Genomic DNA, 12,823 nt, shown 5'->3' with positions numbered 1-12,823 from the left:
GATCCTATATGTTTTTAGTCCCTTTTGTAACGGTCCGTATATTTAGCAAACAATCACTTAAATTGAAATCAATCGTTCTTCCGCTATTCCCGCCAACATCTTCAGCGACGACTCTAATGCGCAAGTCAGATAACACCTTTCGGACAGCTTCCACATTCCGTGGTCCTATTCTCATTAAATCCCCTCCGGAGGCAAATTGGAACATTTGTGCTCCGCCAGCCAACTTCGCTTTTAGGAATGGCATTCTTGCGCCTTCTTTGACTAAGAGCTGCACCAATTCCTTTATCGCCGTATCTGCAAATTTGGCAACGTTGATCGGCCCCGATTTAGCTAATGAAGAGTCAGGCAGCATAATATGTGCCAAACCCGCAATCTCTTTTTTCTCATCATAAATCACAACACCAACACACGACCCCAGCCCGGAAGTGCGAATCGTATAGGGAGGTTTTATAATATTCATATCCGCTATTCCAACCTTAACAACCTGGACCTTTAACAATTCAGTCATTAGGTGGACACTCCTAAAGCGGAAAAAATGATATCAAAAAATTCGGGATCAGGTAATAAAAAGAAATGACCATTAATGGATTCAGCGAAAAGCTGGTCTTTTTCAAGCACAGTATCAATGACGATGGCCGCGTCACTTACTTTTGATAATTCCAATAATCCGTAACTGATCGTTGCCCCTACCATATCGATGCTCAAGGATGGAACGGATGGATAGATATTCAATCGGGTGAAATCAGAAAGAGAAGAGAGGTAGGATCCCGATAAGATATTCCCTAATTCCTGAAGGCAAGAAAGCGCCAATTCAGTATGGGGTGCGGATTCCATCAAAAAGGTCTCATCACCAGTCATCTTACGAATCAAGTATTGGGCTACAGGAAGCGAAAGGATAAAAAACATACTCCCTGAAGCATCACCTTCTATTCTAAGGAAAACGCTGGCAACGACTTGATCGGCCCCGCCAGCCATTTCCATCATTTCATCAAAGGAAACGATTCTGACATTAGGAACATTCATATCAATTTTCCTATTAAGGATGGCAGAAAACGCAGTTGCTGCGTTCCCTGCACCTATATTGCCGATTTCCTTCAAAATATCGAGTTGAAAAGGGTTGATTTTCTCAATGAACGACATATGATTATCCTTCTCTTAACATATTTTCAGTCATTTCCAGACTTAGAGCCTTCTCCAAATTGATTAGGACGAGCAGTCGCTTGTCAATTTTAGCCACTCCGCTAATGTATTCTGAAGCCAAATGTCCCACAACTTCAGGCTGAGGTTCGATACTCTCCACTGGAATATCCAAAACATCATTGGCAGAGTCCACTATTAACCCAACTTCCATATCATCCAGAATGACGATGATAATCCTTGTTGATTCATTGTATTCCATCTCTTCGAAACCAAAACGCACCCGCAAATCAATAATTGGAGTGATTACACCCCTTAGATTTATGACTCCCTTAACAAACTTTACAGCCTTTGGAACTCTGGTAATATGCAGAATCTTTTCGATACCGCTGACTTTATCCACTGGTATTGCATATTCTTTATCTTTAATTTGAAATACGATTACTTTCATATCCTCCGACATCTATTCCCCTCCTTTTAATAAACTCCTGATTGTTGTGCAGTCTTAACGAAAACTTGAATCGAAACGGTTGAACCAACGTCCCATTCCCCTGTCCCGCTTATCTATCATTCAATGAATCAATGTGTTGCAATCTATAATTAAAGCAACTTGACCATCACCAAGGATCGTTGCCCCCGATATTGCAAAAGCGCTATTTAAATAATTACCTAGTGATTTCAGAACGATTTCCAGCTGCCCGATGAATGAATCAACGACTAATCCGGCTAATTTATCACCTTTTCTTACAATGACCACAGAGAGGGACTCTTCTTCTTCCAGACTGATTGGCACTTCAAATATATCTTTCAAGAACAGAAGCGGCAGGATCTTTCCCCTGAAGTCAATAACCTGTTGATTATGGGCATTCAAGATATCTGCTTTTTTTATGATCGCTGTTTCTATTATCGAAGAAAGAGGTATGGCATATTTTTCGTTTTGGATTGCAACCAGCATGACAGAGATAATGGACAATGTAAGCGGAAGCTGAATAAGGAAGATGGATCCATCATTCTCTTTGGAATCGATCGTGACAGATCCACCGAGAGACTCAATAGTATTTTTAACCACATCCAGTCCAACACCGCGCCCCGATACATCTGAAATGGTTTCCGCTGTTGAGAAACCAGAAGCGAATATCAATTCATAGATTTGCTTATCCGTTAGGGTGTCGGCAGCTTCCTTGGTTAATATCCCATTGGAGAGCGCCTTGTTCAAGACTCGATCTTTATTGATTCCTGCACCGTCATCCTCAATTTCAATGAAAACATGATTGCCGCCGTGGTAGGCTTTTAACAGGATTTTACCTTCTTCTTTCTTTCCTTTCGCCAAACGTTCTTCAGGTGTTTCAATTCCATGATCCATGGCGTTTCTTAATAAATGGACGAGAGGATCACCGATTTCATCAATGACTGTACGGTCAAGTTCCGTTTCTGCACCGTTGATTTCCAAATTGACTTTCTTGTTTAAATCCCTTGCTAATTGACGAACCATTTTAGGAAAACGATTGAATACAGTTTCAACGGGCACCATCCGCATATTCAAAACGATTGTTTGTAAATCACTTGTTATACGGGACATTCTTTCTACTGTTTCATGCAATTCTTGATTATTCAAATCACTGGAAATTTGGTCAAGTCTGCCTCTATCGATTACTAGTTCCTCGAATAGGTTCATTAATATATCAAGCCGCTCAATGTTCACCCGAATGGTCTTGCTTGATGCAGGCTTAACGAGTGCCTGTTTTTTCTTATCATCATTATCAGTTGGAAGCACGGCTTTAATTGTCGCTTGTTCCGGTACTTCAGCAACTTGATCCTCTATAGAATTGGCTGCATGCCTCAAGCCCTCAAGATCAAGGGCATTTACCACAACTTGATCCACTTCGGAAACCTTCATGATTTTTTCCTTTATCTCATCACTCGATTCTGTTGTTACCATCGTGACCGTAAATTGCTGATCGAATTGTTCTTCTTCCAAAAGTTCGACCGGTGGGTGTGACTTGATTACTTCACCTGACTTTTCAAGCACCTCGAAAACCATAAACACCCGGGCAGCTTTTAAAAGACAGTTCTCTCGCAACCCTATCGAGATTTCGAAGCTGTTGAAGCCTTGATCTTTGGACTGCTTAAGCACTGTCCATTCAAATTCATCGTACTCTCCCACAGTCATTTCCTCTTTACCAAAGACGGCAGAAGCTGCTGCAATCTCTGCAATGGTGGAAGAAACGGGCGACTCCCCTTTTTCAATCACTTCCAGCTGATGGACAACCTCTTCCACATTTCTTTTTCCATCTCCACCTTCTGCAATGGACATGACCATCGCTTCTAAATCATCAACCGCTAAAAATATCACATCAAATAATTCTGGAGAGAGGGCGATTTGACTATTTCGGATTGCATCCAACACATTCTCCATTTTATGGGTTAAATTGGTTAAATCCTCATACCCCATAGTCGCCGACATCCCTTTTAAGGTATGGGCGGAACGAAAGATTTCGTTTACGATCGAGAGGTCTTCCGGGTTCTTTTCGAGTACCAGCAACTGTTCGCTGCACGTTTGAAGATGTTCTTTACTTTCTTCTATAAAAACCTCTAAATACTGATTCATATCCATACAATCTCACACCTCCACGTGTTAACAATAGCTCATTATCGTTTTAGCTATTTTTTCTACATCCTCTATGCTATCTATTAACTTGGTATTGATTGCCGCCTTAGGCATACCAAAAACGATTGATGTCTCCTGTGATTCGGCTATCGCTTTTAAAGGACCCTCCTGTTTAAGCTTCATGAGTCCCATCGCCCCGTCCATTCCCATCCCGGTCATGATAACGGCTATTTTCGCAGAATCATTCATTTCACTTACCGATTCAAATAGCACATCAACCGACGGGCGATGTCCATTACGCAATTCGGATTGATCCAAAAGGATTGCCCAGCTCATTCCGACTTTCCTCACTTTCAAGTGAAAACCTCCCGGTGCGATATAGGCGACACCTTTTTGAATCAGTTCCCCCTCTTCAGCTTCCTTCACTTTAATCTTGCACAATGAATCCAGGCGTGTTGCCAAGGATTTTGTGAAACCGGGGGGCATATGCTGGACAATGAGTATGGGAGCATCAACTTCTTCCGGGAGTCCTGCCAAGACGGTCTGCAGAGCTCTCGGGCCTCCTGTTGATGTACCAATGACTATTATTTTTTTGTACCCATAGGACCACTTTTTTTGATTTTTTTTAATTTTTGACGATTCTTTTGAATCTATTTTACTATATTTTTCCCAAACGGATGGGCTTCTTTCAATATTCATCGCATTTTTTTCTAGTTTGTGAACATTTGCCCTGCTGGCAGCCATAACTTTTTCATGGAGTTCTTTCTTGATTTTATGTAAATCCAATGAAATGGCACCAGAGGGTTTAGCCACAAAGTCAAAGGCTCCACTGTTCATGGCGGAAAATGTATTTTCCGTTCCCTTTTTCGTTGTGCTTGATAACATGACAACAGCAGTTGGACATTCATTCATGATCCGGCTTAATGCTTCCAATCCGTCCATAATCGGCATTTCCACATCCAAAGTCACGACATCGGGTTTTAAAGCCTTTATTTTGTCTATGGCATCTCTACCATTCCTCGCAGTCCCGATGACTTCCATCCTGCTATCTTCTGCAAAAAACTCTGAAATTAACTTTCTCATAAACGCAGAATCGTCCACTATCAGCACTTTTACTTTACTCATATAAGGAGACCTACTTTCCAAAAAAATATCTCTTCATATTTTGGAGGAAATGGCTTTTTTGCAAAGTCAATTCTTCCCCAAATGAATGATTTGCATATCTCGAAGCAATGTCCATAATGGCTTTGGATACATCGGCTTCAGAATCGAAAAGAAGAAAGGGCATTTGTTTGTTAACAGAATTGGGTACGGTTCTATCATCTGGCAAGTACCCAAGAGCTACAGTTTCCAATCCCAAAAATTCCACTAATGCATTTTGGAGCCGCTTAATCGTATCTCTGCCGTCCTTACTCGTGAAAACCCGATTGCAAACCAGGAACAATGATATCTCTTTATTTACTGAATGGATATATTTCATTGCGGAATATGCATCCATGATAGAAGTGGGTTCAGGTGTCGTTATAACGACTAATTCATCCACACATAACAGGAATTTCATGGAATCCTGAGTGATGCCAGCACCCATATCAAATAAGATATAATCGTAATTCGCCAACAATAAACCGAACTCCTCATTAAACCGGGTATATTTTTCCTCATCAAGTGAAAAGAGAGCCGTCAACCCCGTTCCACCTGTAATGATTGAAATGTTTCCCGGTCCTGCCATGATGATATCCTTCAAACTACAATCGTTTTCAAAAAAATCAATTATGCTGCAGGGAGATTGTTCCCCGATCAAAATATCAATATTCCCCATACCGATATCCATGTCGAACAACAGTACTTTTTTGCCTCTTTGGGATAAGGCAATCGAAAAATTCAAGGAAAAGTTTGATTTTCCCACTCCACCTTTCCCGCTTAAAACGGCAATCGTTTTGGCCATTGATCGATTTTGGCGGGCTTCCAATCTTCTTCGTAAATTCTCAGCTTGATCTTTCATATTTATTAGCCCCAATAGCCATTTTCAATAGCTGTGAAGATGTAGCTATTTCAATATCGTCTGGCACATTTTGTCCATCTGTTATATAGGCGGCTCCTAATTTATGAGTATGTATAAAATTGAATATTTGCCCGAAAGTGGAGGTTTCGTCCGCTTTTGTAAAAATGACCTGTTTAATAGGTATGGCAGCAAACTGTCGATAAATATCTTCCATATCCTTTTGTTTAGAGGTCAATGACAATACTAAATAGGTTTCCATCTCATCTGTAAAATGGATGATTTCATTAAGATCCTTGACATATTGCGGGTTACGGAAATTCCTTCCGGCCGTATCAATAAAAACAAAATCATAATGGGAGAAGCGTTCAGCAGCCCTTTTGAAGTCTTCCAAATTATAAGCGACTTCAATTGGAACGTTTAAAATCTTGGCATATGTCTTAAGTTGATCTATTGCAGCAATCCTGTACGTATCCGTCGTAATGAAGGCCACCTTTTTATCATGCTTTAACATGGTTTCCGCAGCTACTTTTGCTAAGGTCGTTGTCTTTCCCACACCTGTTGGGCCAACAATATTAATATATTTTTTTTGCAGCCCGGGTTTTCCGTTTCCAACTTCTTCTAAAATCCCGAGCATGGCTTCTTCCAACCAAACTTGAACCTCTTCATCAGTGGATTGCTGTTTAAAAACGAACCATTTTTCAAGCAATTCATCCATGATTTGGGATCGAAGTGATATATCCACTTCCTGCTCGGTTAGGTATTTGTGGATTTTCTCCAGCTTCCCCGGATATTTTTTATCAGTTGAATAGATTTGCAAACTCTTTATCATATCTTTCAAACCTTCGATTTCTTTTAATAAGTCAGCACTTTCCCCATTCCCTTCATTGGGTTCAGGGGCATGACTTGCCATTTCCAGCTTTGATGGCAACTTCTTCGATTTTTGCTTGGTTACGGCTTGGATAGGCTGGGACACAGGGTCTATGGCTGCAATGACTTCAATATTCCTCTTTTTGAATAATCCTAAAAAACCACCATTATATACAGCCTTCGAACTTAAGATTACTGCATCACTGCCTAGTTCCGTCCTTATTCGCTTCATTGCCTCGTTCATTGATGGCGCCAAATATTTCTTTACCTTCAATCGATATTCACCACCCCTACACTTTGTACTTCCACATTCGATTCTAGTTCATTGTATGAAAGAATCGGTACATTAGGAAAATAACGTTCAGTTAATTGCCGGGCATACATCCTTACTGCTGGAGAGCAGAGTAGGATCGGTTGGTGATCCATTAGGGTCAGCTCTTCCAATTTGGCTGCAACTGCCTCCAATATGGATTGCGATAGAGTTGGATCCAATGATAAAAAATTACCATGTTCAGTTTGCTGTACACCATCAGCGATGGTCTTTTCAACTTTCCCCGATAATGTTATGACTTTAATTCTATTTTCATCCGCAATAAAAGAATTTGTTATTTGTCTCGCTAAGTTCTGCCTTACATATTCGGTAAGCAAATCTGTGTCAGTCGATAACTTGCCATAATCAGCAAGCGTTTCGAAAATGATCGGTAAATTCCTTATCGAAACCTTTTCCTTCAATAATTTTGCCAATACCTTTTGTACATCTCCTATAGACAAGGGATTCGGAGTGACCTCCTCTACTAGTATAGGTGCCGATTCGTGAAGATGATCGATCAATTGTTTCGTTTCCTGCCTGCCCAATAATTCCTGCGCATTGGACTTTATGACTTCCGTCAAGTGGGTGGATACAACACTTGGCGGGTCCACAACTGTATAACCCAGCATCTCGGCATGTTCTTTCATATCATCCATAATCCACTTGGCCGGTAAACCGAAAGACGGTTCTATCGTATCGATTCCTTCTATTGAATCATCTTCCATCCCTGGACTCATGGCCAAGAAATGATTTAGGAGCAATTCCCCCTTTGCCATGACACTTCCCTTAATCTTCAGCCGATACTCATTAGGATTCAACTGAATATTATCACGTATTCTGACGACAGGGATCACGAGCCCCAACTCAATTGCAAGCTGCCGGCGGATCATGACGACCCGGTCCAGTAGGTCTCCCCCTTGATTGGCATCCGCAAGCGGAATCAATCCATATCCAAACTCAAATTCGATCGGGTCGACACTTAAAAGGTTAACGACGCTTTCTGGACTTTTCATTTCATCGGTTTCCAGCACTTCCTCCATTTCTTGTATTTCACTTTCGTCCTGCTTCGGTATCCTTGAAATTGTATACCCTCCAACGACTAATAAAGCAGCGATCGGAATGGTGAACAAGTCGGAAATGGGAGTGAATAACCCTAAAAGGAAAATGGTTGCTGCTGTTAGGTAAAGCATTTTGGGAAATTGAAATAACTGTTCAACAATATCCGCTCCGAGGTTTCCATTCGAGGCTGCCCGGGTTACGACAATTCCCGTAGCTGTAGAAATCAATAAAGCTGGTACCTGACTCACGATTCCGTCACCAACCGATAACATGGAAAAATGGACGGCTGCTTCTCCAAAGCTCATGTCCAATTGCATGACGCCAATGATCATACCGAAAATCAAGTTAATGATGACAATGATGATGCCCGCAATGGCGTCCCCTTTAACAAACTTACTAGCCCCATCCATGGATCCATAAAAGTCTGCTTCGTTACTAATTTTTTCCCTTCTGGCACGTGCTTCGTTTTCGGAGATCATCCCAGCATTTAAATCTGCATCGATGGCCATCTGTTTCCCTGGCATCGCATCCAGCGTAAACCTTGCCGCTACCTCCGAGACCCGTTCGGAACCTTTCGTGATGACGATGAAATTGATGATGACCAAAATGATGAATACAACTAATCCTACAAGCACGTTACCGCCGACTACAAACGACCCAAAGGTTTCTACAACTCCCCCAGCATCACCATAGGTCAAAATGGCACGAGTCGTCGAAACATTCAACCCCAGCCTGAACAATGTCAGTAAAAGGAGCAAGGAAGGAAAGATTGAAAATTCGAGAGGTTCTTTCATATTCATCGTAGTCAATAGAACCAGCAGCGCAAGAGAGATATTTAAAAGGAGTAAAATACTTAACAACCATGTTGGCAATGGAATGACCAACATGGCAACGATCATGATGACGCTCGAAATAACAACTAAATCTCTTGCTCGCATGTTTTTTCTCTCCTAACTAGCGGGTTACCCTATTACTTCTTTACAGTTTACCTTTGGTTTTATATACAAAGGCCAGTATTTCAGCGACCGCCTTAAAGAACTCTTCAGGTATCGCTTGGCCTAATTCAGCTTGATCATATATAGACCTCGCCAAAGGCCGATTTTCCACCATGATCACATCATTTTCTTTGGCAATGAATTTAATTTTCTGGGCAACAAAATCAACGCCCTTTGCCACTACATACGGAGCCTCAGCTTTTTCTTCATCATATTTTAAAGCAATAGCAAAATGCGTCGGGTTAGTGATGACGACATCCGCATTGGGAATTTCCTGCATCATTCTTTGAGCGGCCATCTGCCTCTGCTTTTGCTTTATCTTGGATTTGATGAGCGGGTCCCCTTCGGAATTTTTATATTCATCCTTAATATCCTGTTTGGACATCCGGATGTTTTTTTCAAAGTCATATTTTTGATACAAATAGTCTAATAGAGCAATGAACAATAAAGCCACGGCAGCATAAAATCCTACTTTAATCGTAATATCCGCCAATGTTGCCATCGCTTCTTCCACAGAAATCTGTGATAAAATCATAATCTCGTCCATGCGCTGCCATAGTACATAAAAGGCAACAAAACCAACAAATGATATTTTAAGAATGGATTTCAATAACTCAACAATGGCCCTCATTGAAAAAATACGTTTGAATCCTTTAATGGGATCCAATTTATCAAGTTTGAACTGTATGGATTCAGTCGAAAACAGAAACCCGACTTGCATGACATTAGCCAATATCCCAGCGACTATCGCTGCTGCAAAAACGGGTCCTAGGATAAGGCCCATCTCCTTTAAAACCTCTATCATGATAATTTGCATATTCTCCTCACTGAATCCAGCCAAGGTAAAATGTTGCAGATATTCTTTCGTAAGACCGAGCAAATGATTATACATGTACGGTCCCATAAGCAATAACACAGAAAACACGGCAATTAAATTCACAGAGGTATTTACATCCTGACTCTTTGCCACCTGACCTTTTTTCTTCGAATCCTGACGTTTTTTGGGAGTCGCCTTTTCGGTCTTTTCACCAGCGAAAAACTGCAAATCCAGCTGAAACCTCACCATATCATGCGCCTCCAATCAACTGCATTAGGTTACGCATCGTCAAAAGCAAGAAATTGAAGAGTTGGGTGACAACCGTCATCATCATCCCCATTACCAGTATGATAACCGCTAAGCCGGCAATGATTTTCACTGGAATCCCAACAACGAATACATTTAATTGAGGAACTGTCCTGGCAAGTATCCCTAACGTGACATCCACTAAGAAAATACTTCCCACCACAGGTATGGACATTTGAAAAGCAATCATGAAAGCTTTGCTGAAAGCTTTGGCCAAGTATTCTATCAGCGCATGATCTCCGAATGGTACAAATAATTGGTCAATCGGGATGAACTGATAACTATAAAAAATTCCATCCAAAAGCAAATGATGGCCATTAGTACTCAATAGGAATAATAGAGCGATTGTATAAAGATATTGTCCCATCAACGGGCTTTGTGCCCCCGTTTGGGGATCGATGACATTCGCTATTGAAAAACCCATTTGAAAATCAATCAATCCGCCAGCCATTTGAACGGCCGATAAAATCATATACGCTGCAAACCCAATGAAAAGGCCAACAAGCGCTTCCTTCATGATCAATAAATAAAATGTGACATCCAATTCCAGAACCGGAGCATCAATGGTGTAGTACATGATCCAGGCAAGGAAGATTCCAAGCCCGACCCGATGTTGTACCGGTATAGAACGGTACGAAAAAATCGGCATGGCCACGAAAAACGTAGTGACCCTTACCACAATTAATAAAAAGGCGGGAAAGTGCGGAAATAATTCCTCCATGCCCTACCCTACAAATCGATTCAGATTACCGAATATTTCATTTGCATATGATAATAGGTGGCTCAACATCCATGGAGCCAATAAAATGAGTCCCAATAAGACTGCGACGATTTTCGGAACAAATGCCAAGGTTTGTTCCTGAATCTGTGTAGTTGCCTGAAAGATGCTTACTAATAGTCCTACAATAAGAGCGATTACCATCAATGGGCCAGCGATAATCAATACCATATAAATTCCTTTTTCTGCTATATCAATAACAAAATCTGCACTCATTTTTTCTCACCTGCTTAAAAACTCTGTAATAAAGACTTCACCACTAAATACCATCCGTCTACAAGAATGAAAAGGAGGATTTTAAATGGCAGGGAAATCATGACTGGCGGCAACATCATCATCCCCATCGACATCAGGACACTTGCAATCACCATATCAATAACCAAAAAGGGAATGAAAATCATGAAACCTATTTGAAAAGCTGTTTTGATTTCACTGATTGCAAAAGCAGGTACAAAGGCCGTCAAGGGAATGTCCTGTATCGTTTCAGGCTTATCCACCTTGGCATATTCCAAGAATAGCTCAAGGTCCTTCTGTCTTGTATGGGCACTCATGAATTCCTTAAATGGTATCGAGGCCTGTACATATGCTTCTTCTAAATCTATCTCTTCATTAAATAACGGGGTTAATGCCTTTTCATTCACTTCCTGAAAAGTCGGAGCCATTATGAAAAATGTCATGAAAAGTGCCAGGCCGATCAACACCTGATTCGGCGGCATCTGCTGTGTAGCTAGCGATGTTCTCACAAAGCTCAGGACAATGATGATTCTAGTAAAACAGGTCATCAGGATCAATATGCTTGGAGCCAGCGATAAGACAGTCATCAGTAGAACAAGTTTGACGGAAGTAGAGACATTAGTGGGATCACTGTTATTAAAAAACTCCATGAACTCATTCATTCATTGTCTCTTCCTTTCCTATCAAGCTCCTTTAACAGCTTTTTCCTGCTAGCAGACAATTGATCAAGTTGATTTTTGAACTCTGCAGAGAAACTGGAGGCTTCGGATCCGCTTTTCTTCAACCAATTATTTTTTAACTTCATTGCAAGTTCCCCTGGCTGGATCATTTGATCGATCTTATCGTTGTGATCTTTCAAAAGCTGTTCATATTCCTCTGGATCATCTATTTCTTTCAAGAGCTGAATATTTTCACCGACCCCGATCACCAATATTCTCCCGCCGACTTTAACAAGCTGGACAGAACGATTTGCGCCAAGGCTCGTACCGCCTAAATTCTCCACTGAATTTGCCTTTTGATATGATTTACTTTTTTTATTGATGAACTTTAATAGGATATATAGAAGGGCCACTACAAAAATAGTAGCAAATATCATCCTCAGAAACTCCCAAACGGTTATCCCCACTTTGTCAGGATTCGTTGTCTGTTTGGTAGATTTCGAGCCTTTTGATTCACCTTTATCCACCTTTAAATCATCTGGCTGTTCATAAACATCCTTCACTGTTTTTTCAAGATCTTCCGCATGGGCCTGTATCGCCCCAGAGAAGAATACTGCTATCATCAGTGAGACCTGAAGCCATTTTTTAATTAAAAACAATATGAAGACACCCTCTTAACTTAATGCTTTATTTATGGCTTCCAAAACACGGTCTGCCTGGAATGGCTTCACGATAAAGTCCTTTGCACCCGCCTGGATTGCATCAATGACCATTGCTTGCTGTCCCATCGCTGAACACATGATGACCTTAGCTTGAGGATTTACCTTTTTAATTTCCTTTAATGCTGTAATTCCATCCATTTCAGGCATGGTAATATCCATCGTTACAAGATCCGGGTGAGTTTCTTTATATTTTTCCACCGCTTGGGCGCCATCTGCTGCTTCCCCGACTATTTCAAAGCCATTTTTTGAAAGGATATCCTTAATCATCATTCTCATAAATGCTGCATCGTCCACAATTAAAATTCTATTAGCCATAATTTTCGTCCCCC

Annotated in this window: 14 protein-coding genes; all 14 read right to left on the bottom strand. The window is 41.0% G+C overall.

All coding sequences use genetic code 11. The annotated features are described in order from the left end of the window. Positions 1-4: 4 nt before the first annotated feature. On the bottom strand, positions 5-508 hold the full coding sequence (locus ACIROD_RS15040) for a chemotaxis protein CheD (RefSeq protein WP_101224667.1): 504 nt from the start codon (positions 506-508) through the stop codon (positions 5-7). After that, entirely contained in the window at positions 508-1,140 is a 633-nt protein-coding gene (locus ACIROD_RS15035) for a chemotaxis protein CheC (RefSeq protein ID WP_402941846.1), read from the bottom strand. Before ACIROD_RS15035 ends, ACIROD_RS15040 begins: the two co-directional genes overlap by 1 nt. A 4-nt stretch (positions 1,141-1,144) precedes the next feature. Further along, the gene (locus ACIROD_RS15030) at positions 1,145-1,600 is read right to left on the bottom strand and encodes a chemotaxis protein CheW (RefSeq protein WP_402941844.1); all 456 of its coding nucleotides are present in this window, start codon (positions 1,598-1,600) and stop codon (positions 1,145-1,147) included. A gap of 108 nt (positions 1,601-1,708) precedes the next feature. After that, complete coding sequence (locus ACIROD_RS15025; protein ID WP_402941842.1) at positions 1,709-3,751, bottom strand: chemotaxis protein CheW; 2,043 nt, start codon at positions 3,749-3,751, stop codon at positions 1,709-1,711. Positions 3,752-3,772: 21 nt separating this feature from the next. Then, the gene (locus ACIROD_RS15020) at positions 3,773-4,870 is read right to left on the bottom strand and encodes a protein-glutamate methylesterase/protein-glutamine glutaminase (protein WP_402941840.1); all 1,098 of its coding nucleotides are present in this window, start codon (positions 4,868-4,870) and stop codon (positions 3,773-3,775) included. A gap of 10 nt (positions 4,871-4,880) precedes the next feature. Beyond that, complete coding sequence (locus tag ACIROD_RS15015; RefSeq protein ID WP_402941838.1) at positions 4,881-5,747, bottom strand: MinD/ParA family protein; 867 nt, start codon at positions 5,745-5,747, stop codon at positions 4,881-4,883. Next, complete coding sequence (gene flhF, locus ACIROD_RS15010) at positions 5,731-6,888, bottom strand: flagellar biosynthesis GTPase FlhF (protein WP_402941836.1); 1,158 nt, start codon at positions 6,886-6,888, stop codon at positions 5,731-5,733. The genes ACIROD_RS15015 and flhF overlap by 17 nt, the downstream gene beginning before the upstream one ends. Then, positions 6,885-8,921: a flagellar biosynthesis protein FlhA gene (flhA, locus tag ACIROD_RS15005; RefSeq protein WP_260357091.1), complete on the bottom strand. Its 2,037-nt coding sequence runs from the start codon at positions 8,919-8,921 to the stop codon at positions 6,885-6,887. The genes flhF and flhA overlap by 4 nt, the downstream gene beginning before the upstream one ends. A 40-nt stretch (positions 8,922-8,961) precedes the next feature. Then, a complete protein-coding gene (flhB, locus tag ACIROD_RS15000) occupies positions 8,962-10,044 on the bottom strand; it encodes a flagellar biosynthesis protein FlhB (RefSeq protein WP_402941834.1) in 1,083 nt (360 codons plus the stop codon). Between the two features lies 1 nt (position 10,045). Continuing rightward, positions 10,046-10,822 (bottom strand): flagellar biosynthetic protein FliR, encoded by a 777-nt coding sequence (fliR, locus tag ACIROD_RS14995; RefSeq protein ID WP_402941832.1) that lies wholly within the window; start codon positions 10,820-10,822, stop codon positions 10,046-10,048. 3 nt (positions 10,823-10,825) lie between these two features. Continuing rightward, positions 10,826-11,095 (bottom strand): flagellar biosynthesis protein FliQ, encoded by a 270-nt coding sequence (gene fliQ, locus ACIROD_RS14990; RefSeq protein ID WP_101224658.1) that lies wholly within the window; start codon positions 11,093-11,095, stop codon positions 10,826-10,828. Positions 11,096-11,109: 14 nt separating this feature from the next. Then, a complete protein-coding gene (fliP, locus tag ACIROD_RS14985) occupies positions 11,110-11,775 on the bottom strand; it encodes a flagellar type III secretion system pore protein FliP (RefSeq protein WP_101224657.1) in 666 nt (221 codons plus the stop codon). Further along, the gene (locus ACIROD_RS14980; protein WP_402941829.1) at positions 11,772-12,431 is read right to left on the bottom strand and encodes a flagellar biosynthetic protein FliO; all 660 of its coding nucleotides are present in this window, start codon (positions 12,429-12,431) and stop codon (positions 11,772-11,774) included. The genes fliP and ACIROD_RS14980 overlap by 4 nt, the downstream gene beginning before the upstream one ends. Positions 12,432-12,446: 15 nt before the next feature. Further along, positions 12,447-12,809 (bottom strand): chemotaxis protein CheY, encoded by a 363-nt coding sequence (gene cheY / locus ACIROD_RS14975; RefSeq protein ID WP_063231856.1) that lies wholly within the window; start codon positions 12,807-12,809, stop codon positions 12,447-12,449. Positions 12,810-12,823: the final 14 nt, after the last annotated feature.

Origin of the sequence: Peribacillus sp. NPDC101481, assembly GCF_044767165.1 — a bacterium.
Classification (GTDB): Bacteria; Bacillota; Bacilli; order Bacillales; family DSM-1321; genus Peribacillus.
The sequence above is the reverse complement of the archived record's forward strand: the minus strand, read 5'-3'. Positions and strand labels throughout refer to the sequence as shown.